Origin of the sequence: Halomarina halobia, assembly GCF_029338575.1 — an archaeon.
In the GTDB taxonomy this organism is placed as follows: domain Archaea; phylum Halobacteriota; class Halobacteria; order Halobacteriales; family Haloarculaceae; genus Halomarina; species Halomarina halobia.
In genome coordinates, this window is sequence record NZ_CP119992.1 from 563,773 (window position 1) to 586,524 (window position 22,752).

The 22,752-nt window shown below is 69.1% G+C and carries 25 protein-coding genes and 2 pseudogenes; 13 read left to right on the forward strand and 14 right to left on the reverse strand.

What is annotated here, in order from left to right; translation table 11 throughout:
- Positions 1–68 precede the first annotated feature (68 nt).
- The 4 genes from P1K31_RS02955 to P1K31_RS02970 all read right to left on the reverse strand — a co-directional run bounded on the left by P1K31_RS02955 (position 69) and on the right by P1K31_RS02970 (position 4,945).
- Complete coding sequence (locus P1K31_RS02955) at positions 69–956, reverse strand: DNA replication complex subunit Gins51 (RefSeq protein ID WP_276304784.1); 888 nt, start codon at positions 954–956, stop codon at positions 69–71.
- Positions 953–2,134: a DNA primase small subunit PriS gene (gene priS, locus P1K31_RS02960; RefSeq protein ID WP_276304785.1), complete on the reverse strand. Its 1,182-nt coding sequence runs from the start codon at positions 2,132–2,134 to the stop codon at positions 953–955. Before priS ends, P1K31_RS02955 begins: the two co-directional genes overlap by 4 nt.
- A gap of 77 nt (positions 2,135–2,211) precedes the next feature.
- A complete protein-coding gene (gene ggt / locus P1K31_RS02965; protein WP_276304786.1) occupies positions 2,212–4,053 on the reverse strand; it encodes a gamma-glutamyltransferase in 1,842 nt (613 codons plus the stop codon).
- Positions 4,054–4,459: 406 nt separating this feature from the next.
- A complete protein-coding gene (locus tag P1K31_RS02970) occupies positions 4,460–4,945 on the reverse strand; it encodes a GNAT family N-acetyltransferase (protein WP_276304787.1) in 486 nt (161 codons plus the stop codon).
- 85 nt (positions 4,946–5,030) lie between these two features.
- Here P1K31_RS02970 and P1K31_RS02975 point away from each other — a divergent pair, with 85 nt between their 5' ends.
- Together P1K31_RS02975 and P1K31_RS02980 are read left to right on the forward strand one after the other, a co-directional pair.
- Positions 5,031–5,819, forward strand: coding sequence for a DUF502 domain-containing protein (locus P1K31_RS02975; protein WP_276304788.1), 789 nt, complete (start codon positions 5,031–5,033; stop codon positions 5,817–5,819).
- A gap of 64 nt (positions 5,820–5,883) precedes the next feature.
- On the forward strand, positions 5,884–6,717 hold the full coding sequence (locus P1K31_RS02980) for an eIF2B alpha/beta/delta subunit family protein (protein WP_276304789.1): 834 nt from the start codon (positions 5,884–5,886) through the stop codon (positions 6,715–6,717).
- A 171-nt stretch (positions 6,718–6,888) separates the two neighbouring features.
- Here P1K31_RS02980 and P1K31_RS02985 read toward each other — a convergent pair whose 3' ends face one another.
- Complete coding sequence (locus P1K31_RS02985; RefSeq protein ID WP_276304790.1) at positions 6,889–7,107, reverse strand: DUF8106 domain-containing protein; 219 nt, start codon at positions 7,105–7,107, stop codon at positions 6,889–6,891.
- A gap of 682 nt (positions 7,108–7,789) precedes the next feature.
- On the opposite strand from P1K31_RS02985, the pseudogene P1K31_RS02990 reads away from it, so the two are divergent.
- Positions 7,790–9,033, forward strand: a pseudogene (locus tag P1K31_RS02990) (RNA-guided endonuclease InsQ/TnpB family protein).
- A gap of 58 nt (positions 9,034–9,091) precedes the next feature.
- On the opposite strand, the gene P1K31_RS02995 reads toward P1K31_RS02990, so the two are convergent.
- Complete coding sequence (locus P1K31_RS02995; RefSeq protein WP_276304791.1) at positions 9,092–9,832, reverse strand: proteasome assembly chaperone family protein; 741 nt, start codon at positions 9,830–9,832, stop codon at positions 9,092–9,094.
- A 76-nt stretch (positions 9,833–9,908) separates the two neighbouring features.
- Between P1K31_RS02995 and P1K31_RS03000 the strand changes: the two genes are divergently transcribed.
- Positions 9,909–11,018: a mechanosensitive ion channel family protein gene (locus P1K31_RS03000; protein WP_276304792.1), complete on the forward strand. Its 1,110-nt coding sequence runs from the start codon at positions 9,909–9,911 to the stop codon at positions 11,016–11,018.
- On the opposite strand, the gene P1K31_RS03005 is transcribed toward P1K31_RS03000, so the two are convergent.
- Both P1K31_RS03005 and P1K31_RS03010 read right to left on the reverse strand, forming a co-directional pair.
- The gene (locus P1K31_RS03005; protein ID WP_276304793.1) at positions 11,015–11,413 is read right to left on the reverse strand and encodes a universal stress protein; all 399 of its coding nucleotides are present in this window, start codon (positions 11,411–11,413) and stop codon (positions 11,015–11,017) included. The two genes, P1K31_RS03000 and P1K31_RS03005, sit on opposite strands and share 4 nt — an antisense overlap.
- Before the next feature lie 35 nt (positions 11,414–11,448).
- A complete protein-coding gene (locus P1K31_RS03010) occupies positions 11,449–12,792 on the reverse strand; it encodes a bifunctional metallophosphatase/5'-nucleotidase (RefSeq protein WP_276304794.1) in 1,344 nt (447 codons plus the stop codon).
- Positions 12,793–12,951: 159 nt separating this feature from the next.
- On the opposite strand from P1K31_RS03010, the gene P1K31_RS03015 reads away from it, so the two are divergent.
- The 6 genes from P1K31_RS03015 to P1K31_RS03040 all read left to right on the forward strand — a co-directional run bounded on the left by P1K31_RS03015 (position 12,952) and on the right by P1K31_RS03040 (position 16,316).
- Complete coding sequence (locus P1K31_RS03015) at positions 12,952–13,191, forward strand: DUF5816 domain-containing protein (protein WP_276304795.1); 240 nt, start codon at positions 12,952–12,954, stop codon at positions 13,189–13,191.
- A gap of 147 nt (positions 13,192–13,338) precedes the next feature.
- On the forward strand, positions 13,339–13,653 hold the full coding sequence (locus tag P1K31_RS03020; RefSeq protein ID WP_276304796.1) for a DUF7116 family protein: 315 nt from the start codon (positions 13,339–13,341) through the stop codon (positions 13,651–13,653).
- 77 nt (positions 13,654–13,730) lie between these two features.
- Positions 13,731–14,657 carry a metal-dependent hydrolase gene (locus tag P1K31_RS03025; RefSeq protein WP_276304797.1) on the forward strand — a complete coding sequence of 309 codons (927 nt, stop codon included), beginning with the start codon at positions 13,731–13,733 and terminating at the stop codon, positions 14,655–14,657.
- Between the two features lie 129 nt (positions 14,658–14,786).
- Positions 14,787–15,374 carry a hypothetical protein gene (locus P1K31_RS03030; RefSeq protein ID WP_276304798.1) on the forward strand — a complete coding sequence of 196 codons (588 nt, stop codon included), beginning with the start codon at positions 14,787–14,789 and terminating at the stop codon, positions 15,372–15,374.
- Positions 15,371–16,033, forward strand: a complete 663-nt coding sequence (locus P1K31_RS03035) for a DUF2238 domain-containing protein (RefSeq protein WP_276304799.1) — start codon at positions 15,371–15,373, stop codon at positions 16,031–16,033. Before P1K31_RS03030 ends, P1K31_RS03035 begins: the two co-directional genes overlap by 4 nt.
- An 85-nt stretch (positions 16,034–16,118) precedes the next feature.
- The gene (locus P1K31_RS03040) at positions 16,119–16,316 is read left to right on the forward strand and encodes a dodecin (RefSeq protein WP_276304800.1); all 198 of its coding nucleotides are present in this window, start codon (positions 16,119–16,121) and stop codon (positions 16,314–16,316) included.
- A gap of 58 nt (positions 16,317–16,374) precedes the next feature.
- Here the strand turns inward: P1K31_RS03040 and P1K31_RS03045 are convergent, their stop codons facing one another.
- On the reverse strand, positions 16,375–16,740 hold the full coding sequence (locus tag P1K31_RS03045; RefSeq protein WP_276304801.1) for a HesB/IscA family protein: 366 nt from the start codon (positions 16,738–16,740) through the stop codon (positions 16,375–16,377).
- A gap of 31 nt (positions 16,741–16,771) precedes the next feature.
- On the opposite strand from P1K31_RS03045, the gene P1K31_RS03050 reads away from it, so the two are divergent.
- Positions 16,772–17,137 (forward strand): hypothetical protein, encoded by a 366-nt coding sequence (locus P1K31_RS03050; RefSeq protein WP_276304802.1) that lies wholly within the window; start codon positions 16,772–16,774, stop codon positions 17,135–17,137.
- Between the two features lie 27 nt (positions 17,138–17,164).
- A pseudogene (locus P1K31_RS03055) lies at positions 17,165–17,317 on the forward strand (GNAT family N-acetyltransferase); the annotation flags it as partial.
- Here the strand turns inward: P1K31_RS03055 and hisD are convergent.
- Genes hisD through P1K31_RS03070 form a run of 3 tightly spaced genes read right to left on the reverse strand, consistent with a single transcriptional unit; the run spans position 17,318 to position 19,780 of the window.
- On the reverse strand, positions 17,318–18,688 hold the full coding sequence (hisD, locus tag P1K31_RS03060; RefSeq protein ID WP_276304803.1) for a histidinol dehydrogenase: 1,371 nt from the start codon (positions 18,686–18,688) through the stop codon (positions 17,318–17,320).
- Positions 18,689–18,733: 45 nt separating this feature from the next.
- On the reverse strand, positions 18,734–19,510 hold the full coding sequence (locus P1K31_RS03065; RefSeq protein ID WP_276304804.1) for an ArsR/SmtB family transcription factor: 777 nt from the start codon (positions 19,508–19,510) through the stop codon (positions 18,734–18,736).
- Positions 19,511–19,570: 60 nt separating this feature from the next.
- On the reverse strand, positions 19,571–19,780 hold the full coding sequence (locus tag P1K31_RS03070) for a hypothetical protein (protein ID WP_276304805.1): 210 nt from the start codon (positions 19,778–19,780) through the stop codon (positions 19,571–19,573).
- Between the two features lie 109 nt (positions 19,781–19,889).
- Here P1K31_RS03070 and P1K31_RS03075 point away from each other — a divergent pair, with 109 nt between their 5' ends.
- Positions 19,890–20,549: an HAD family hydrolase gene (locus P1K31_RS03075; protein ID WP_276304806.1), complete on the forward strand. Its 660-nt coding sequence runs from the start codon at positions 19,890–19,892 to the stop codon at positions 20,547–20,549.
- Between the two features lie 488 nt (positions 20,550–21,037).
- On the opposite strand, the gene P1K31_RS03080 is transcribed toward P1K31_RS03075, so the two are convergent.
- Complete coding sequence (locus tag P1K31_RS03080) at positions 21,038–22,399, reverse strand: NAD(P)/FAD-dependent oxidoreductase (RefSeq protein ID WP_276304807.1); 1,362 nt, start codon at positions 22,397–22,399, stop codon at positions 21,038–21,040.
- 56 nt (positions 22,400–22,455) lie between these two features.
- Complete coding sequence (locus P1K31_RS03085) at positions 22,456–22,632, reverse strand: hypothetical protein (protein WP_276304808.1); 177 nt, start codon at positions 22,630–22,632, stop codon at positions 22,456–22,458.
- Positions 22,633–22,752 lie beyond the last annotated feature (120 nt).

The window sequence follows — 22,752 nt, forward strand, 5'->3', positions numbered from 1 at the left end:
CCGCCGACGGTCCCGCGGGAGCGCGACACAGCCGTCGGCGAGGGGTACGTGTCGCCTGTCAGCCCGACTCAGTCCAGCCGCTCGGCCGCGTCGCGCTGGAGGAGCGGCCGGGCGTTCGGCGTCGGGAGCGTTACCACGTCCTCGGTACGGAGGTCGTAGGCGCGCTCGTCGACGCCGAGGATCTCGCCGACGTCGGCGGTGATGCGGACGACCGTCCGCTCGACCGCCTCGTCGTCGGGAGAGCCATCCGCGGGCGTCTCGTCGGTCGTCCGGGGCGCGTCCGGCGGCGTCGGGTCGTCGTCACCGCCGCGCTCGGGGGCCGGCCGGCCCTCCGGTTCGGGCGGTGCGTCCGGGGGAACGGGATCCCCGGCGTCGTCGGTCGTCGGCGTCGGATCGGTCCGCGACGCCGCGGGGCCCGAACCCATCGCGTCGGCGGCGTTCACGCTCCGCGACGCGTCGGCAGCGGCGTCGTCGGAGGGAGACGCCTCCTCGGTCGGGGGGCGTTCGGCGTCCGCCGTCGATCCCTCGCCCCCCGTCGAGCCGGGGGCAGGTGCGCCGCCGTCCGCTCCGTCGTCGAGCGCGTCGTCGAGGACGCGCGCGCGGTTCTCCTCGATGGCACCGACGAGCCGCCCGAACACGTCCTGCTCCTCGCGCGTGAGCCCCGACGCGTCCGCGGCCATCCCCGCGGCCTCGAGGCTGGCCTGCTTGACCAGCTTCCCGATTCGCCGCTCGTAGATGGCCTCGACGGTGCGCTCGGCGGTCTTGATGTCGTCCGTGAGCCGCCGCACCTCCGGCGCGTCGAAGGGGTCGGCGGCGCGCTCGGCGGCGCGCTCGCGCTCCTCGCGGAGCTGGCGGATGAACCGACCGGCCTCCTGGTAGAAGGACTCCCGGAGCTGTTGGAGGCTGTCGGTCTGCCGCTCTCGGCTCTGTGCCGACTGGAGTTCGTCGAGGTTCATTCTGCCGCCTTCTCCGCGTCGCCGCGCGCCATCAGGAACACGCCGACGCACTCTCGAACCGTATTGTTTCCGTCCGTAATATTATGTGTTTCCCCGCTCAGGCGCACGGCCCGCGGACCGTCGGCGTCGATGCGGATCTCGTGATCGCGGAACGTCTCCGGGACTGCGTCGACGAGCGGGTCGAAGTCCCGCAGTTCGTCGCGGTCGATGCGCGTGACGGCGAGGCCGCTCCCGCCGTGGAGGCTCCCCGGTAGCCGGATGAGGCGGTTGATGTCCGTCGTCACCGGCTCGTCGATGGGCGCGTTCTCGGCCTCGATGGCCCGCTCGGTGAGCAGGTCGGCGAGGGTCCGGGTATACTGCCCGGCCGCCTCGAGGTTACCCGCCGCGATCTCGTCGTAGTTGTCCGTCATCGCCGCATAGAGCGTCGCCGCCCCCTTCTCGCCGATCCCGTCGAACTCGCGGAGGCGCGCCACCCCCGCCTCCTCGTCGAGCGCGCGGACCTCGTCGGCGAGCGCGACGATGCGGGCGTGGACGCGCCGCCCCCACCCGCCGTCGGCGCGGAGGATGCGCTTCTCGACGGGGTTCTTCAGGCCGAGACCGGAGACCGTCTCGACGCGCGTGAGGTCGTCCACGCGGTCGATGCCGCGGCCGCGGACGTAATCGACGATCTCGCGGCGCTGCTCCCGGTCTAGTCGGCGGATCGCCGGGTCGCGGACGTGGACGTGGTAGCCCCGCCCGCCGGAGAAGACGACGGTGAGGTCCTCGAAGCCGAAGTCGTCTTCGAGAAAGGACAGCAGCCTGAACAGCGCCTCCTTGCAGGTGGCGAGCATGTCCGCGTAGGCGTCGCCGTCGGGATCCACGCCGGGGAGGTGGTCGGCGTCGAGGTCGAAGACGAGGTCCGACTCCCGCCACCCCTTCTCGTTCATCGACCGCGCGCCGGGGTCGGCGTAGCGCCCCGCCGAGAAGTAGACGTGGCGGGGGCGCTCGCGGGAGAGGAACGTCCCGAGGTCGCCGAGGTCGAGGTGGGAGTTGTGCCGGATCATCGTCGTCCCCGACCCCGACGTGAAGGGGATGTACCCCCACTCGCGCTCCTCGAACGCGGGGGGCGGCGTCAGCTCCGTTCGTCGATAGTAGTCGCCGAACCGTCCCCGGAGGTACTCGCGCGTCCGATCGTTCATGCGTCACGGTACATCCGGGCGCGAGGACAAGAAGGCGTCGGGTTGAATCCCGACCGAGAGACTGTGTCGTGTTCGTGTCAGATCCCCTCGACGGCACCCTGGCGTCGGGGGTCGGCCGCGCCGACGTACTCCCCGGAGTCGGGGTCGACGAGGATGACCTGCGCGTTGCCGAGCTGCGTCGCCTCCGACTCGAAGGAGAAGCCCGCTCGCCCGAGCACTCCTCGGACGCCCCGCGGGACGCCGGCCTCCCAGAGGACCTCCGGGTCGGTGTCCTTGTAGACCCGCGGCGCGGCGACGGCCTGCCGAACGCCCATCCCGAACTCGACGACGTTGAGGACGATCTGCGCGACCGTCGTGATGATGGTCTTCCCGCCGGGCGAGCCGACGGTCATGAACGGCTCCCCGTCCCTGAAGACGATCGTCGGGCTCGTGCTGCTGAGCGGGCGCTTCCACGGCTGGACCTCGTTCGGCCCGCCGGGGACGGCGTCGAAGTCGGTGAGCTCGTTGTTCAACATGAAGCCGTAGTCCGGGACCATCAGCCCGGAGCCGAAGAACTGCTCGATGGTGCTGGTCCACGAGACGAGGTTCCCCTCCCCGTCGGCGGTGGTGAAGTGCGTCGTCTGCCCGCGGTCGCGGACCCGCCCTTGCTCGAGGTCACCGCGGCCGACCGGCGTGACGCGGTACGGTTTGCCGGGCTGGTAGTCCCACGGGTTCCCCGGTTCGAGCGGCGACAGCGCCTCGCGATCCGGGCGGATCAGGTCGCGGCGGGTCGCGAGGTACGCCTCGTCGAACAGGCCCTGCCACGGCGCGTCCACGAACGCCTTGTCGCCCATGTACTCCCCGCGGTCGGCGTAGGCGAGGCCGAACGCCTCGAGGAGCACCTCGTACGTCTCGGGCGAGTAGCGACCGTTCCGCCGCAGTTCGAACGGCTCGACGAGCTTCAGGATCTGTCCGATGGTGAGCCCGCCCGAGCTCGGCAGCGACTGCGTGCGGACGGTCACGTCCCGGTACTCGGCGTACTCCGGGTGGTCGATGGTGACGTTGTAGCGCGCGAGGTCGGAGGGAAGCATGCTCCCGCCAGCGTCCCGCACCGTCTCGGCGAGCGCCTCGCCGATCTCGCCCTTGTAGAACGCGCCGATGCCCGCATCGCGGACGGTGCGGAAGGTGTCGGCCAGGTCGGGCTGGACGAGTGTCTCGCCCTCCGCGAGCGGGTCGCCGCCGGGTGCGAAGACCTCGCTCGCGGCCTCGTTGAACACTTCGGCGTTCCCGGCGATGGCCTCGGCGAGCGCCGCATCCACGGTCACCTCCGGGCCGTCCTCCCCCGCCAGACCGATCGACGGACCGACGAGGTCAGAGAGCTCCATCGTCCCGAACCGCTTGAGCGCGACGTCCGCCGCGCGGAGGGTGCCCGGGACGCCGACCGCGTCGCCGCTGGCGCGGCGCTCCTGGAACGGGATCGGTTCGCCGTCGTCGTCGAGGAACATCTCCGGGTCCGCGCCGAAGGGGGCGCGCTCGCGGTTGTCGATCGCGTAGAGTTCGTCCTCCTCGGCCACGTAGACGACCATGAACCCGCCGCCGCCGATGCCACTCGTGTGCGGCTGGACGACGTTCAGCGCGAACTGGACGGCGACGGCGGCGTCGATCGCGTTCCCGCCGTTACGCAGTACCTCCGCGCCGATCGACGTCGCCTGCGGGTGGAGCGACGACACCATCCCCTCGGAACTGCGCGCGACCGGAACGTCGCCCGGCGTGATCCCGTCGCCCCCCGACTCCTGCGCCGACGCCGCGCCGACCGGCAGCGCGCTCGCGCCGAGCGTCGCCGCCGATCCCTTCAGGAACGTCCGTCGGTCGGTCCTCGTCCCCTCGACCTCGGTCGATTCGTCCTCGGTACCGCTCTCGTCTCCGCCGCGAACTGGCATGACGTTCGGGAGACGGAGAGATTGTAAATATTATTTTCTGAGAGTGAATTTATATATTACATTCGCTAATATCAACTAAATTCCGTCCGAGTGCTTTCGCGTGCGGCGGACGTCGGTCGAGGCCGCCGCCTCGGCGGTTGCACGCGCTACCGGTACGAATGCGACCCGACCCCGGCGACCAGTCCGTGACTCCCGCGCGGCCGAGCAGAGCGAGGCCGCGACCCGCCGAACCCCCGAAGGAGCGCAGCGACTGAGGGGGTGAGGCGGGGTTGTGGTCCTTCCAGACCCGCGTGCGGGCCTGGAAGCCTGCGAGCCGCGAAGCGGCTCGCAATGCAGGTTTTGCCAGGGAGCCGCCGGCGACCGCGGAGCGTGTCGCCGGCACGCGACCGCAGCAAAACGTGGGGTTTCAGAACCCCATGAAGCGCGAGAGCTTCTCCCGGAGCCCGGCGTCGTCGCCGAGGCGGAGGTAGTAGGCGTCGCCGCCGTCCTCGTAGTAGCCGTTGACGCGGCGCTGAATCTCGAAGCCGAGGTGTTCGTAGAAGTCGAGGGCGTTGTGGTTCGTCGTCCGGGCGTGACAGGTGACCGAGGGGTGGTGTTCCGCGACGGTCGCGACGAGCCGTTCCCCGAAGCCGTCGCCGCGGAACTCGGGGGAGACGGCGAGAAAGAGGATGTAGCCGTCGCGGCGCGTCGAGGCGAACGCGATGAGTTCCTCGGTGACCCCCTGCGATACGTAGCAGTAGACGGTCGAACGCCGGTACGCGTCGACGAAGAACCCCCGACGCTGCTTGAGGACGCCCTCCTCCCGCCGGATGTGCTCCTTCAACTCCCACGCCTCCTCGACGTAGTCGTCGCTGCCCGGCGAGACGATACGGGACTCGACGTTGACGCTCACTACCACACGTATGCGGTCTCTCGAATATAATTCCACCGGGGGTGAATCCCGTCCTTCTTTGAGGGACGGTCGCGTCGGCCTGAACATGCCGCTGGGGGATCGGAACGTAGGTCGACCGAGGACGGATCGCACGCTTCGAGGGGCAGTCCGTCAGTGGTTCATCACTGGCGCGGCGCTCACGATCCCGCTGTTCGCGACGCTGCTCGTGTTCGTGTTCGCGCTCGACTTCCTCTCCGGACTGCTCGATCCGGTCGTCGCGTTCCTCGGGTACGTCCCGGAGACGGAGGCGGAGAACGTACAGCCGCTGGTCCTCAAGGTCTCCACCGTCCTCGCGTTCGTCGCCGTCGTGTTCCTCGTCGGCATCGTCGCGGAGACCCACCCGACCGGCGGTCGCCTCACCGGCGCTATCGACCGGGGCATCGAGCGGATCCCCGGGGTGGGATCGCTCTACACCGGCTTCCGACAGATGAGCGAGGTCGTCGTCGAGAGCGACGTCGAGAGCTTTCGGGACGTGAAGCTCGTCGAGTTCCCCACCGAGGGGTCGTACACGCTGGCGTTCGTCACGGCCGAGACGCCCGCGCACATCGAGGAGACCGCCGGGTACGACGACATGGTGACGCTCTTCATGCCGATGGCCCCGAACCCGGTGATGGGCGGGTACGTCCTCCACGTCTCCCGCGCCCGGGTCATCGACGTCGACATGACCGTCGAGGAGGGAGTCCAGTCGATCGTCACTAGCGGCGTCACGGTCAACGGCGAGGCCGACTCCCGCGCGATCCCGCCGGAGCGCCTCCGCTCGCTCGGAATGGACGACCCCGCGGGCAACCCCGCCGACGGAGACGGCGACGCCGCGAGGACGCTCGACGGCGAGTGATCGGCAGCGGGCCCCGGGTCGGCCACCCAGAAGCTCTTTGCTCGAATGCCGCGACTTCCCACGCATGATAGACGAGACGGTCGAGGAGATCCGCGAGATGCAGACCCACAGTTCGTCGATCGTGGCGGTGAAGGCCGCCCGCGCGCTCGCGACGCTCACCGAACGCGACGTCGCCACCGTCGAGGAGTACCTCCGCGACCTCGAGCGCAACAGCAGCGCGCTGCGCCGGGCCAACCCCTCCCACGCCTCTCTCTACACCACCCAGCGGGACATCGTCCAGCGCGTCACCGAGGCCGATCCCGAGACGCTGTCGAAGGCGAAGGCGCTCACGGTCGAGGCGGTCGAACACGCCGTCGAGCAGGTCGAGACGGCGAAACACCGCGCGGCCGAGCGTGGCGCGACGCTGCTCGAGGACGGGACGACGATCCTCACCCACGACTACTCCTCGACCGTCATCGAGGCGGTCGAGCTCGCAGTCCAGGACGGCGCGCACCTGACCATCTACGTGACGGAGGCCCGGCCGCGCTACCTGGGGCGGAAGGCCACCCGCGTCCTCGCCGCGATGGACCGCGTCGACACCCACCTGCTCGTGGACAGCGCCTCCGGCTGCGTCCTGCCCGAGTGCGACCGCGTGGTCGTCGGGATGGACTGCATCGTGGAGGAGACGCTCTACAACCGCGTGGGGACGTTCCCGATCGCCGCGACGGCGAACCGGCTCGACGTGCCCGTCACCGTCGTCGGGTCGCGCGCGAAGATCATCGAGAGCGGCTTCGTCTTCGAGAACGAGTACCGCTCCCCGAGTGAAGTGATGCGCGAACCCGCGGAGGGGTTCACCATCGAGAACCCGGCGTACGACGCGACGCCGATGGACCTCGTGGACGGGGTCGTCACCGACTGACCCGACCGCTCGGGGTACCGCCCCCGCTCACAGACCGCTGTTTCTTAGATATCTAAGATGTCTAAGAAAGTTGGGCGCACCGAGCATCCGAGGCGGATCGGTGACTCGGTAGGGTCGCCTCGAACGTGGTGGGATACGGTACGGAAAAGCGACGCTTCGCGACCGGAGCGGTCAGTGGTGTGCCAGGGTGACGCTGTGCACGCTCACGACGCTACCGCAGACGGGACACTCGTACGTGAGTTGTCGCTCGTCGTCGCGCGTCCGCTCGACGAGCATCCAGTCGCCGTCCGCCGTCGCGGTGCTCTCGTGACCGCAGGTCGGACAGAACAGCGTCGTCTTGGGCCGGATGCGGCGGCCCGGGGAGCGACGACGCAGGTCCACGTGACTCATCGTGAGACCGTAGGGTCCGAACGGGTAAATGCTTGGTGAACCGAATCGATCCGTAACGGTCGTTTACGACCGTTTCGGGCCGTGAATCGCGGTATCACGGGTCGATCTGACAGCGAGAGATACCGCCCGACGTGACGTCCATCGAGAGCGACTGACAGAAGAGGAGGATCGACAGAGACGTGTTTCGCCGAGGTCACCCGACCACAGACGCCACCACCGCTCCCACCGTCCCACCACCGCTATCACCACCACCGCGATCATCGCTGTCACCGCCATCACCGCCATCACCGCCATCACCGCCAGCGCCAGCACGGTACCCGTGAGTAGCGCGGGACGCTCCGAGTCTCGCGGTCCACGCGAACGGCTAGCTCTACCGGCCGTGAGCGAGGCGCGAAGCGTCGAGCGAGCGGACGCGCCGAATCCCTCGAAGGAGCGAGGCGACTGAGGGGGTGAGGCGCGGTTTTGTCATCGGAACGCGAAGCGTTCCGATTGCTCGCCGCGGCGCGTCGCGCCGCGGCGGTGGTCCAGATTTTGCCAGGGAGCGGCCTCCGGCCGCTCCCGCGGCAAAAGGTGGGTTTACAAGCGGTGCAAGGTGAATGCTACGGGGCTCGACCCCGTGGATGAAGCCGACAACTCGTGATACAAACCATTAAGTGAACACATTAATAATCAAGACATAGCGATGGGATACAGTCACCGCTACCCTGCATACCCAACACAAGAGTAGCGGCTGAACTGGAACGCCACATCGACATTCATCGCCAAGCGTACAACTACACCTTGTACGAGTACGAAAACGTGGACGCCGACGACATCGGTTCCGCGTACAAACACCACTACCGACTCCCCGGATGGAAAACCGAGTTCCCCGTCTTCTCGGAAGTTAACTCGAAGGCTCTGCGACGAACCGTCGCACGGTTCTACCAGAACCTCGACGGGCTTTCCAAGCAGAAACAGAACGGTCGAAAAGTCGGGAAGCTCAAGTGGAAGTCACCGAGAGAGTTCCAGAGTATGACGTATTCGCAGTCTGGCTTCGAACTCAAAAACACGAGTGGCCGAGGTGCGACTCTCTGGCTCTCCAAAATCGGCGACATCAAAATTCGCTATCACCGCGAGATTCCCGACGACGCCGACATCAAAGAGGTCACCATCAAGGAGAAGACGACTGGCGACTGGTTCGTCTCCTTCGGGCTCGAAACCGATAAGGCTGACCTCGAGAAACCCGCTGTGGACGCGCTGGATACAAGCAATAGTGTCGGCGTTGACCTTGGAATCCTCAATTACATTCACACGAGCGACGGCACGACCGTGGACTGGCTCGCCCTCGACGACGAGTACGACCGACTCCACCGTGAACAATGGAAGTTGTCGCGGAAGGAGGATGGGTCGAACAACTGGGAGAATCAACGTCGGGAAGTGGCGAGGGTCAAGCGCCACATTCGTCGGAAGGTGCTGGACTACCAGCATAAGATAACGACGTGGCTCGTCCGCGAGTACGACGCTGTGTTCGTGAAGGACTTGGACGTGAAAGGAATGCTCGAACAGTCGCACAACGCTCGCAACAAGCAAGATGCGGCGTGGCGACAATTCATCACGCTCCTCGAATACAAGGCCGACCTGTACGGCTGTCACGTCGTTCAGGTTGAGGCCCGAGGCACCACCAAAGAGTGTGCCTCATGTGGTGTGGAAACGGCGAAACCTATCTGGGTGCGGGAACACTTCTGTCCGGCGTGTGGATTCGAGACGGACAGAGATGCGAATGCGGCGATGAACGTCTTGAAGCGCGGCTTTTCTGAACTAGGGCTGGGATGGCCCGAAGACACGCCCGTGGAGACTGCGCTCCCTACGGACACACCTGACTTTCAGCGTGTGTCTGCAAAGCGCGTCGTAGAAACGGGAAGCCTCGGGGTCGTCCGAGACGGCTGAGCCGTCTCGGGATGACGAGAGACTGAAGGTCTCTCGAATCACTTGACTCCGAGGCGATTCACATGTACATCCGGTCCTCCGGCTGGCGACCCCCCTCGACGGACTGCATCCGCGCGGCGAGTTCGGCGTAGTGCTGTCTCACCTCCTCGGCGAACGACTCCAGCGGCTCGGTGTCGACGTCGAGGTCGTAGACGCGCTCGGTCGCGTCGAGCAGGCGGAGCGCCGCCTCAACGTCCGGCGTCTGGGCGTGGGCGGGCGTCGCGAAGACCGCCACCCGGAGTTCGGAGTCGAGCCCGCGCTGCATCAGCGCGCCGTTGACGCCGTCGAGGAACCCGCCGCCCATCGGCGGCAGGTCGGCGTCCTCGAGGCGGTGCGCGCGGTAGTCCTCGGTGGCGATGTAGAACGCCTGATGTTGCTCCGGTCCGTGGGCGACGGGAACGCCCGAGAGGACCGCCACCTCGGCGATCTCCTCCTCGGCCCAGTCGAGGACGGCGTCCGCGAACGGCTTCGCCATCCCGACGGGGATGAACAGCTCGCCCACCAGGACGGTCAGGTCCAGGCCCTCGCGCGAGAACAGCCGCGTGTGGTTGCGCGGCGTCCCCCCGCTGAAGGGCGTGATGGCCGGTAGCCCCTCGGCGGCGACGTGTCCGGTCTGTGTGAGGTCGAGCTGCTTCACGAGGTAGTCGGCCGCGGTGAGGCCGGCCAGCCCGAACTCGGAGAAGCCACACAGCAGCGTCTCGGTCGGGGCGCTGTCGTGGGTGACGCCGAACTGCGCGCGCTCGGTCGAACGGAGAGCCATGTGTCAGTGTGGGTCGTGTCGTGACTTAGTGTCGCGGGTCGCAACTCTTTTTCCCATGTCGCCGAAGTGACCTGTAATGGTGGCACAGGACGGCTCGAACGGGTCGGGTGGGAACGGGAGTACGATTCTCGGCGGGACGAACGGGACGAACAACACCACCGGAAGCAAGTTCGCCCGCGAGATCGTCGAACTCTTCCCGGATTGGATCCCGACGGACCTGGCGGAGCCGGTCGGAAAGTTCATCGCCGCGGTCTTCATCCTCGCGCTCGCGTGGTACGCCTCGAAGTTCATCAACCGGATACTCGGCCGACGTATCGCGCGGCGGTTCCGCCGCCCGAGCGTTTCGCGGACGGTTCTTCGCCTGATCCGGCTCGTCGTGATGCTCTTCGCGCTCTCGGTCGTCCTGACGATCTACGGGCTCCGACTCGGCGATCTCGTCCTCTCGGTCACCGTGTTCACGGCGGTGGTGGGTGTCATCCTCGCGCCCATCGTCGGCAGCTACATCAGCGGGCTGTTCGTGCTGGCCGACCAGCCCTACGAGGTCGGCGACATGGTCGAGATCGCGGACTCCGGAACCGAGATGCGCGGGTTCGTCGAGGACGTCACCCTCCGGTACACGAAGATATTCACGCTCGACAACACCTTCCTCACGATCCCGAACGGAACGATCCGCGACCGTGACATCGTAAACTACTCCGCCGAGGACCCGCGGACGCGCCTGCGCCTCGACATCACCGTCACGTACGAGGGCGACCTCGACGAGGCCAGACAGCTCATCGAGGACGCCGCCCGCGGCGTGGACATGGTCATCGACGGCGGCCCCGACATCCGGATCGGGAGCGCGCGCTACCCAGCCGCGCCGACGTGCTACGTGAACGAGTTCGCCGACCACGGCGTGCTCCTGACGCTCCGCTACTGGGTGAAGGAGCCGTACAAGCTGCTCACCGTCCGCTCCAAGGTGCAGAGCCGCGTCTGGGAGCGGCTGGCGGACGTCGACGTGGCGATTCCCTATCCCCACTCGCACCTCGTCTTCGACGACACGAGCGGGAACCTCGACGTGGCGATCGACGGCGCGAGGGCGGACGAACGGCGCGCCGGGAAGCGCGCGACCGACAGCCGGACGCGGACGCCCGGCGACTCGATCGGGACGAACGACGCCGACGCCGACCGAAACGAGCGGGGTTAACCGACCGTCACGAGCTCGCAGTCGAGGCTCCGCCTGAGGTACCGCTCGACGTCCGGGTCGTCCATGAGCTGGCGGATCATCCGCTGCCAGCGGCTCGCCTGCTTGCGACCGATGACGACCACGTCCGCGCCCTCCGCGGCCACCTCGTCGAGGATCGTCTCCTCGACGAGAAACCCCGACCGAACGAGGTAGCGCGCCCTGGCCAGGGGACCGACCTCGGCTTCGACGGCCCGCTTGAGGTCGAGTCGGGTGACCTCCCGACCGTCGTGATAGAGGTCGACGTGCAGGACGGTGAGGTCGGCGTCTCGCTCGCGCGCGATCCGTACGCCCTCGCGGAGCGTCGCCCGCGAGTGCTCGGAGAGGGGGTACCGGACGGGGACCACGACCAGCGTCATTGCCCGGGATTGTCGGCGGGACGCTCTCAACCTTTTCATCGAAGTACGACGCGTCCCTCGCACTCGGGGGCGACCCCGACCGCGCGGGCGTAGTCGGCGAGCACCTCGTACTGGACGCCGTGGGTCTCGACGCGGTGGGCGGGGCGGAGCGTCGGGAACTCGTGACTTGCCTGGAGGAGGTAGGCGTTCGTCGCCAGCCGGTAGGTCGCCCCGTCGGACACCGGCAGGCCGTCCACGGTCAGTTCGACCACCTCGCGCGCGGCGGTGTCGTAGACCACCGCCGCGCCGCTGACGTGGGCGTTCCAGTTCGGATCGCCGTGGGGGGCGCGGTAGGCCTCACCGAACAGGGAGCGCAGGTCCTCGCCGGTCACCGCCGCCACCGCGACCGGTTCGTCGAACGGGACCACGCTCACGAGGTCGGCCACCGTCACCTCCCCCTCGAGCGGCGGCCCGTCTCGGAGGCCGCCGCTGTTGTGGAGCGCGCAGTCGGCGTCGGTCGCCCACCGATAGGCGTCGGCGACGAAGTTCCCGACGCGGCACTCCCCGTTCCGCCGGAGGTCGCGGGTGCGTCGGATCGGCGTCTCGACGCGCGCGACGACCTCCGAGAGCCCCGTGGCGGATCGGTGGCGCTCGAAGCGCGCCCGGAGGTCCGCGTCGGGCGTCGCGCCGTCGACGGAGTGGGCGGTCGCGGTTCCCGAGTCGAGGTCCACCTCGATCAGGCGCTCGCCGTTCGGGCCCGGGCGGGTGCAGACGGTGCCGGCGACGCGCTCGATCCGGGGGACGTGGACGTGACCACCGAGGATCGCGTCCACGTCGAACCGGCGCGCGAGGTCGTCGTCCGCGCCGCCGAGGTGCGAGAGCACGACGAGGTGGTCGGCACCCGCGTCGCGCAGGCGGTCGAGTTCCCGGCCGGCGGCGGCGAGCGGATCGGCGAACGAGAGCCCGTTCGCCCGCGGGCTCATCTCCTTCGTGGCCGGGTCGGTGAGGCCGACGAGGCCGACGGTCGCGCCGTCGGCCGCGAGCGTCGTCGACGGGACGACGCCCGCCTCCTCGCCGAAGACCGACCCGTCGTCGCGGACGTTGGCGCTGAGCCACCGCTGGGGGGAGTCGCGGACGATCCCGAGGGTCGCATCCAGACCGTAGTCGAAGTCGTGGTTCCCGAACGTTTCCGCGTCCGGGCGGACGGCCTCGAAGAACTCGACGGCCTGCCTGCCCTTCTTTACGAGCGGGAGGACGCCCGGCGCGGTGTTGTCGCCGGTGCCCACCACGAGCGCGTCGTCGCCGCGTCGCTCGCGGAGCCGCCCCGCGAGGCGCGCGAGGCGATCGGGCGCGTCGTAGACCCCCTCGAGGTCGGAGTAGTGGAGGAGTCGCGGAGACACTACCACCACGGGCGGTGCGACGGAACAAAGACCCATCGCCTGTACCTGCGGGGATCGGCCGTCCGTACGCGTTCACGGACGCGCGTCGTCGGCGCGTCGAATCCCGTGCGACAGGTACGGTCGGCAGTATATTTACGCCCGGGGCGACGAGGGGTGTGCATGGAAGCGCGAACGCATCCCGACGGGATGACGCTCTTCGTGGCCCGTGACGAACCCGAGCGCGGATCGAAGGGGCCGTTCTACGTGGTCTACCGCACCGACGACGGCGAGCGCCGCTGGGGCTTCTTCTGCTCGAACTGCGAGACGTTCGACACCGCCGTCGACGCGATGGGTCGCATCCAGTGTAACGTCTGTAGCAACCTCCACAAGGCCGAGGAGTGGGACGCCGCTCACGAGTGATCCCGGGCGATCACCGCCGGAGTGGACGGGGGCCGAGGGGGATCGTCGGCGACCGCTGGTGATCGCGGCCGCGACGTTCTCCCCCTCGTGGGTATCGTGCTAATTCGTGGCAAAGACTAAGCCCCGTCGAATACAATCCGCATACGAATGGTGGTTGTTAACAAGCCGCTACTCGACGAAGCGCGCACGATCTTCACCGACCTCGGGTACACCGTAACCGACCTCGGCTCCGAACTCCGGGCCGAACGAAAGTGGCGGATCGTCTACGTCACGGCCGACGATCCCGACGAGGTCACGGAGGACGTCGACCTTCGCTGTTTCATCACCAACGAAGATCGCGCGTCCCGGCTCCGGGAGGAACTCCTCGCACGCGGTCCCGACTACGACTGGGCGGTCATGAGCGTCGGCGACGACGGGTACGACGTTCTCCACCCGCAGTCCAGCCAGGCGCTCCCGACCTGACGCGGGTCGACCCCACGCCGACGGTGAGACACCGGGTGTCACGAACGCCTTTTAGGTGTCGAATAGATAGGAGATGCATGTTCGTCGGGCACGGTCTGCTCGCCTTCGCCCTCGCCGCCCTCGCCGCTCGGCGGATCGGCTGGTCGCGCGAGCGAGCGCTCACCGTCGGCCTCCTCGCGGGGGCGTTCGGCGTCCTCCCGGACGTGGACATGCTCTACGCGGTCGTCGGCTTCGCCTCGGGCGCGGACTCCGCCACCGGCCTCGCACGGGACTTCTGGGCCGCGAGCACCGTCGTTCACCGCGCGATGACCCACTCGCTCGTCGCCGGGAGCGTCGCGGCCGCGGGCTTCGCGGCGTGGCGCTCCGAGAGGACGCGGGTCCGCCTCGCGGGTGGTAGTCTCCTGGGGGCGCTCGTCGTCGTCGCCGCGCTCGCGAGCGGCGCGCTCGGCGCGTTCGTCATCGCGGCGTTCGTCCTCGGCGGACTCGCGCTCGTCGCCGCGGCGCGGCGCGCCGACCTCTCCCCCGCGGCGGTCCTCGGCGCCGCGCTGGTCGGCCTGCTGAGCCACCCCTTCGGCGATCTGTTCACCGGGGAGCCGCCGCGCCTGCTCTACCCGCTCGACGCCACCGTCCTCGTCCACCGCGTGACGCTCGCCCCCGACCCGACGCTCCACCTCCTCGGCGCCGCGACGGTCGAACTCCTCGCGCTGTGGGCCGGCGCGGTCGTGTTCCTGCGCCTGCGCGATCGCCGCGTGCGCGACGTCGTCCACCCCTGGTCCGCGTTCGGCCTCGCGTACGCGGGGGCCGTCCTCGCGCTCCCCGCGCCGACGCTCGACCTCTCCTACCCGTTCGTCTTCGGCGTCATCGGCGTCGGCGCGCTCGGCAGCGCGCCGCACGTGATCCGTCGGGACCGCCCCGAAACCGCCGTCGCGGCGGCGGTCACGGCCCTCGCGACGATCACGCTGGGCGTCCTCGCGTACACCGCGGGCTACCTCGTGGCCGGCTAGCGCCGAGTAGCGCCCGACCCCCCGGCCGTCGCTCGTTCCTCTCACGTCGCCCGTCGCCCGAGCCGGCCGACCGCCGGTTCGGCCGACTCCCGGGTAAGATTTCTAACCCCGCCGCACTTCCTTCGAGTTATGGAGACGAGTGATCTGGGTCGCGTCCTGCGAAACGCCCGGTTGAACGCCGGGCTGGCGTGGGCGCTCGTCGGCGTCGTGGTCCTGGTGGCGGTACGCAACGCGCTCGACGGCGACCCGCTGTGGGCCGGATTCGCCGCCGTCGTCGCGCTCGTCTCGGTCGTGCCCGCGGCGCTGCTCCGATCGACGAGGGCGATGCTCCCCTGGGAGGTGGTGCTGCTCGCGGCGCTCCCGCTGCTCGCCCGCCCGTTCGGACCGCCGGGCGTGAGCGACGTCGCCACGTACATCGCGGTCGCCGCCATCGCGCTCATCGTGGCGGTCGAACTCCACGTGTTCACGCCCGTCGAGATGAGCTACGGGTTCGCCGTCTTCTTCGTCGTCGTGGCGACGATGGCCGCGGCCGGGATCTGGGCGGTGGTGCGCTGGGTCGCGGACATCTACCTCGGAACGGGCTTCCTGCTCGATCAGCGCGGCCTCATGCTCGAGTTCGTCGCCTCGACCGCGGCCGGCGCGGTCGCGGGCGTCGTCTTCGAGTTCTACTTCCGGCGGTACGCCAACGTGTCCGAGCGCCTGGAGGTGGACCTGTGAGGGTCCGCGAGTACCTCGGCATCGACGACCGCCGCCAGCGCCAGCTCGTCTGGGCGATGGAGGTCTGTCTCGTCGGGATGTTCTTCATCGGCCTCGACCGGGGTAACACGGGCATCATCGTCAACACGGCCGTCGCGCTCGGCGTGACGCGCCTCCCGTCGCTGCTCGAACGCGACTTCAGCATCCCGATGGACCCCGGGCTGACCCTCTGGATCACGACGGCGGTCTTCCTCCACGCGCTCGGCACCGTCGGGCTGCCGAAGATGAATTCCCCCTTCTACCAGTCGGTGTGGTGGTGGGACCACCTCACGCACACCCTCTCTGCGACGGTGGTGGCCGCGGTCGGCTACTCGGGGGCCCGCGCGCTCGAACTCCACTCCGACAGCAACCGCTTCCCCGGGCCGTTCATGTTCGTCTACATCCTGCTGTTCGTCATCGCCTTCGGCGTCCTCTGGGAGGTCATCGAGTTCCTCATCGGCGAGGTCGCCGCGCTCGTCGGCGCGACCTCCGTCCTCACGCAGTACGGCGTCGAGGACACGATGCTCGACCTGGTGTTCAACACCATCGGCGCGGTCATCGTCGCCGTCTGGGGCACCGCCCACCTCACCGACGTGGCGCACGCGCTGAGCACCCGGCTGGCGCTGCGCCGGGCGGACTGACGCCGCGGGCGCGCTACCTGCCGCCCGCGGTGACCCCCGCGCCGCGTGTACACTTATTGCACAGCGGGGAGTAGCGTAACGGGCAATGGTCTTCAAGAAGATCACCCTCATCGGGACCAGCGAGGAGAGCTTCGAAGCCGCGGTGGACGACGCCATCAACCGCGCCGAGGAGACGCTCGAACACGTCCAGTGGGTCGAGGTGACCCACCAGGGCGTGGAGATCGCGACCGCGGAGGACCGCGAGTACCAGGCGGAGGTCGAAGTCGCGTTCAAGATCGAGTGACGCCGGCGGGGACGGACGTCGCGGCGGCGCTACCGACTCGTCGATCTCTCGACCTCTTTTACGTCCGGAACGACTCGCCGCAGCCGCACTCGCTCACGATGTTGGGGTTCTCGACGTGGAAGCCCGCGCCCTGGAGGCCCCCCTCGAAGTCGAGGACGCTCCCCTCGATGTAGCGCATGCTCGCGGGATCGACGAATATGCGCAGTCCCTCGTGTTCGGTGACGGTGTCGTCCGGCTCCGGCTCGTGGTCGAACCGCATCCCGTAGGAGAGCCCCGCGCAGCCGCCCTGCTGGACGAACAGGCGCAGGCCCGCCTCGGACGTGTCGAGCCCCTCGCCGTCGAGCAGCGAGAGCGCCTGCTCCGCGGCCTCCTCCGTTACCTCGACCGCCGCGTCGGCGTCGGCGTTCGCAGTCGTGCTACTCATACCCGAACATGCTCCCCGCAGGATGTTAATCTTGACGCCGATCTCCCGGCTCGTCGCCGTCCTTCCGTCGGCGGACGACACCGGCTGTCACGGCCCCGCCAAACGAACGTCCGCGGCGTGCGAAGCCGGCGCGATGACCGACTCGGCCGACTCGATCCGCGAGGCGACGACCGAGCGGGAGCGACGCGACATCGGCGCGCTCCAGGGACAGCTCTTTTCGGACCTCGACGACGGCGACGTTCGGGCGTTCTTCGACGACGCCTACCGCGCGTTCTACCTCTACGAGGGGGACGCGCCCGTCGCCGTCGTCGGCGTCTCCGTCCGGTCGGTCCTGCACCACGAGCGCCACGTCTGGGTGCACGACCTCGTCGTGGACGAGGCGAACCGGGGGGAGTGACGCGGCGCGCGCCCGCTTACCCTCGTCGAGGACCGGGCCCGCGAGCGCGGATGCGACCTCGTGGCGTTCGCGGTTCGGGAGGGCAACGACGGCGCACGGCGGTTCTACGAGCGCCGCGGGTACGAACCCTGGGGGACGGTCTACGAGCGACGGCTGCCAGAGGGGACGGACGCCCCGTGATCACTCGGCGTCCGCGTTTCCGTCCTCCCCGTTCTCCCCGTTCTCGTCGGCGAACCGCGCCTCGACGCTGTCATCGGCGAACCGCGCCTCGATACTGTCATCGGCGAACCGCGCCTCGATACTGGCCGCGTGCGCGTCGAGCCCCTCGGTCCGGGCGAGAGTGGTCACCGTCTCCCGGAGGTCCGCGAGCCCCCGGCGCGAGAGGCGCTGGACGGTGGTCGAGCGGAGGAACGTCTCGACGGAGAGGCCGCCGAAGACGCGTGCGCCGCCGCCCGTCGGGAGGACGTGGTTCGTCCCGCTAGCGTAGTCCCCCGCGGCGACCGGGGTATTCGGGCCGAGGAAGACGCTTCCCGCGTTCGTGACCCGCTCCGACAGCGCCTCGTCGTCGTCGGCGACGATCGCGAGGTGCTCTGCGGCGTACTCCTCGGCGAACAGCACCGCCTCCGACATCGACCGGGCGAGGAAGACGCCGCTGGCGTCGTTCGAGAGCGCCTCGCGGATGACCTCCGTCCGCTCGCGCGCCGCGGCCTGTTCCTCGACGGCCGCCGCGACGGCCGTCGCGAGCGCCTCGTCGTCGGTGACGGCGACGACGGCGGCGTTCGGGTCGTGCTCCGCCTGCGCGACGAGCTCCGCGGCGACGTACCCGGGCGGCGCGGTCCCGTCCGCGAGCACGAGCACCTCGCTCGGCCCGGCGAGGAAGTCGACGGCGACGTCACCGCGCACCTCGGCCTTCGCCGCCGTCACGAAGCGGTTGCCAGGGCCGACGATCTTCTCCACGCGGGGGACGGTCTCCGTCCCGTAGGCGAGCGCGGCGATCGCCTGCGCGCCGCCGACCTGGTAGACGGCGTCCGCGCCCGCGACGTGGAGGGCCGCGAGCGTCGCCGGGTTGATCGGGTCCCCCGGGGGTGTGACGACGGCGACGTGCTCGACGCCCGCTACCTTCGCGGGAACCACGCCCATCAGCGCGCTGGAGGGGTACGCGGCGGCACCGCCGGGGACGTACACCCCGACGCGCTCGATCGGTCTGAAGCGCCGACCGAGTTCCCGTCCGGGGGAGAACTCCCGCCGCCAGTCCTCGGGGAGCTGCGCCTCGTGGAACTCCCGGACGTTCGCGGCGGCCCGCTCGATGTGTTCGCGGAGGTCGTCCTCGATGGCCTCCGCGGCGCGCCCGGCGTCGTCGGTCACGTCGAGGTTGCCGACCTCCACGTCGTCGAACTCGCGGGCGTACTCGCGGAGGGCGACGTCGCCCTCCTGGCGCACCCGCTCTACGATGTCGCGGGCGGTCCCGGCGGCGGCGTCCACGCCGGCGTCGCGCTCGAAGAGCGCGCGCCGGTCGGCCGGACCGAGGTCCGCGACGCGTCTGACGTCCATGCTCGCGGATTCGGAGGGGACGCGGAAAACGGTTGCTGACCGGCGTCAGCGCGTGACGTACCAGGCGACCCCGACGGCGAGGAGGACGAACAGGCCGCCGAGGAAGAAGGCGAGGGCCGGATCGAGCCCCGCCGCGGCGTCGGCGGAGGCGCGGGCGGCCTCCGCGGCCGCCTCGGTCGGGGTGGAGGCCGAGTCCCCCGAGACGACGGAGGCGTTATCCGACGACGAGGTGGGCGCGGTGGCTTCGTTCCTGCCCGCTCCGCTCGAGCCAGAGTCGGACGCGGCGGTATCGTTGCCCCCGCCGGCCTCCGGCACGGCGTCCCCGTCCCCGGCGTCCGCGCCGCCGTCCCCGCCCGCCGGACTCCCGCCGCCGAACCGCGGGAGCAGTCGCCCGTAGAGGTACTGTCGGAGGAGGAGCGTGGCGACCACGAGCGCGAACGCGACGCCGAACAGCCGGGAGAGGAGCGACCGGAGGCGCGAGCGGTCGTCGTCCCGTCCGGCGAACAGCACGACCGCCTCGCTCGTCGGGGCGTAGACCGTCATCTCGGTGCCCTTCTCGGAGTAGCCCACCCCCGCGGCCTCGATGAGGTTCGCGTCCTCCAGCTTTCCGAGGTGGTAGTGGACGTTCTGGAGCGAGGTACCGACGGCGTCCCGGAGTTCGGCGGGCGTGGCCGGCTGGTCGTACAGCCGCGAGAGCACCTCCCGCGTCGTCCCGGCCGAGAGGACGTCGAAGATCTCGTCGGCGCGCTCCCCGTCGAGACCGACCACCCGCGGCTCGCCCGGTTCGGTCGTCGGGGTGCCACGGAGCGGCAAGAGACTCATCAGGTTCCTCTATCGAAGATCACGGTAAGGCTCTTCTGGTGGATCAAGACGCGGTTTGATTCATCGCAGTCCGGCGATTCCCAGGTACGAGAGGAGCCCGCGGACGAACAGGAAGCAGGCGAGCGCGGCCGCGAGGAGGGTCGTCGGCGCGGCGAGCAGGCGCGCGGTCCGGAAGCCGACGATCCCCCGCGAGAACCCGAGGACGACGAAGCTGAGCAGTATCAGCGCGAAGACGAGCGCCGCGAGTTTCCCGTACGTCTGGTGTCGCATCCGAACGTCGTGTCGCACCGCCGCGTATCTAATCTATCGCTCGTGACGCTACGGGCGGACGACCGACCGGTCGAAAGCGCTAACTCTCCGTCGCGTGGACGTGACGGACGTGACGGAGTACGACGCGGTCCTGTTCGACAGCGACGGTGTCCTCGTCGAGCCGCCGGCACGCGAGACCCAACTGGAGGCCACGCGAGCGGCGTTCCGCGAGGTGGGCGTCGACGACCCCGAACGCCGACACCTGCTCGACGTCGCGAGCGGCGTGACCGTCGACGGACTTCACGAGATCTGCGCCGCGTACGACCTCGACGCCGAGACGTTCTGGGACGCGCGCGAGCGTCACGACGAGCGCTCGCAGTTCGAGGCGTTCAGGGCGAACGCCCGCCGTCGCTACGACGACGTGACGGCCGTCGCCGAACTCCCGGTGAAGCGGGGCGTCGTGAGCAACAACCACCACAGCACCATCGAGTTCAAACTGGACTTCTTCGACCTGCGCCCGCTGTTCGACACCTTCTACGGACGCGAGATGACCATCGAGAGCCTCTCGCTCAAGAAACCGAACACCCACTACATCGAGCGGGCCATCGCGGACCTGAACGCGGAGTCGGTGCTCTACGTCGGCGACAGCGAGAGCGACGTCGTCGCGGCGCACGGAGCGGAGTTGGATTCCGTATTTCTCCGGCGTTCTCACCGCCGCGACGTCGACCTCTCGGTCGCGCCGACGTTCGAGGTGGACTCGCTCCACGACGTCGCCGCGCTCGTGAAATAAATACGGAAACGTCGTCCGGAACACTAGCAACTCTGGCCGTAGATAGCGGGACGTGTCGCATAAGCGTGCAGCAGTAAGCGGCCGATCGACCCACGTCTGACTCACGGATTCGCCATCTAGACACCCATAGCAGGCGACGTGCGTGGCGCTGGCGATGGTTTTGGAATGTCGCCCGGAACACTAACGTCCGACCTCATCCCGTGGCTGCGTGCCGCGTCGGTCGGGAAACCCTCGTGCCGGGCGCACGCGGCCCTGACGGGCCGCGGAACGACGAGACGGCGTCAGCCGTCGCGTCCACGGTGCCGAAGGCACCGCGTTTCAGTGAGGCGGCGTCAGCCGCCGAAGGCGCGGTCCTGAGGGACCGCGCCGGAATGTCGCGCGCCCGGGTTCTCCGCGCTGTCATCGCATCCGCGAGGGATGAACTCGGGCGGGGACTAGAGGCGCGCACTTTATATAGTGAACGCGGCGAGATAAGCGCTTCCCTCCGCTCAGACGGCGTAGTCGCCCTCGCGGATCTGGACGTACCGGCCGTCGCGGTAGCGGCGCTTGACGCGCTGGTAGCGGGCGAACAGCTTCGCTCCCGCCGTACCCGCGGCGACCGAGTTGCGAAGGCCGAATCCCTCCCCGCGCTCGACGATGTTGCCGGCGGTGCGAAGCGTCCGGTCCCAGTCGGCGGGACCGTACCCCCGGACGAGTTCGGCGAGCGCGACGCTCCGGAGCACCTCGTCGCCGATCGCCGCTTTCCACTCGCTGTTGTACGCCCGGAGCGCGCCGAGGGCGGCGAGCCGGCCCGCGATCTTCCCCGTGCGGACGGCGACGTGGTCGCCCCCCTCGTGGAAGGCGCTGGTCGCGCCCATCGCCCCGCCGACGACGGCGACGTTGGCCACCGTGGGCGAGTCGATCGGCCGGGTCGAGGAGATGGGATAGGTCTCGGTACCGCCCCGCTTGCCGCGGTCCTCGACGAGCGGGAAGTGCTCGTCCACGTCGTAGCGGTCGCCGTACTCCTGTTCGAGTAGGCGGCGGAGGTACACCTTCCCCTGTGGGATGCGCTCGTCCTCGGGGCGCAGGAGCCGGTACGAGTCCCGGTCTTCGACCTCGCAGAGGTCCATCCCGATGGGCATCGTGAGGCCGACGCGGGCGACGGTGCCGTCGTTGGGGAACACCCACGGATACGCGGTGTGGCCCGGCATCGCGCCCCACCAGAACTTGAGGAGGTCCGCCTCGAACACCTCCTCGGGGAACTCGCGGTACTCCTGGTAGGCGATGTGGTTCGCGCGGGGCGCGGCGAGGCGCTCCACGGAACCGTCCGGGAGCAGCGGGTCGAGCACGCGACTCGTGACGGTGCGCTGCGGGCCGTCGGCGAGGACGAGGTAGTCGGCCCTGATCCGCTCGCCGTCGCGGAGCGTCAGCGTGTGCGTGTACGCCCTGTGGTCGGTCTCGACCTCGCGGACGGCCGCGCCGACGCGGTACTCAGCGCCCGCGTCCTCCGCGCGTTCCCGGAGCCAGTCGTCGAAGCGCGCGCGGTGCATCGTGAACCCGAAGTTCGGATAGGACGACTCGATGCCCGTCGACCGGAGGGTCATCGACTCGTTCGGGCCGATGAACTCCGCGCCCGAGAGCTCCCGACACTTCACCCACTCGGGGATCTCGTCGGGGGCGAAGTCCATGATGTCGACCCAGTAATCGAGGATGCCTGCGGCGTCCGTCGAGTCCGGGCCGAGGCCGTCGCGGTCGGCGCGGGGGACGCCCTTCTCCAGGACGACGGCCTCGGCCCCCTCCTCGGCGGCCGCCCGCGCCGCCGAGGAGCCGGCGGGGCCACCACCGACGATGGCCACGTCTACCTCGTGCATACGCCTACCCCCTCGCGTAGTGACTTAAGCGCCGTGACTCGTTCGTAATGCGTGACTTACACGATACGCTGCTCGATCGGGACGTCGCCCCAGTACAGCAGGTAGGCGTAGATGGCGAGCGAGAGCACGAACATCGCCGAGAGCGCGTACGCGCCGTTGACGAGAAAGAGGAACGCGAGCATGGCCGCGGCGACGAGTATCGTCCGCGTGAGCACGAACCCGAGCAGTGACATGTGACACCGTACGGTTCAGGGCCGGATAACCACGCCCCCTAACTCCTTCGGGCAGCGACGTCCGATCGGCGTCGGACCCACCCTACGGATTTATTACTCATTGCCCGTAGACGTACGGAG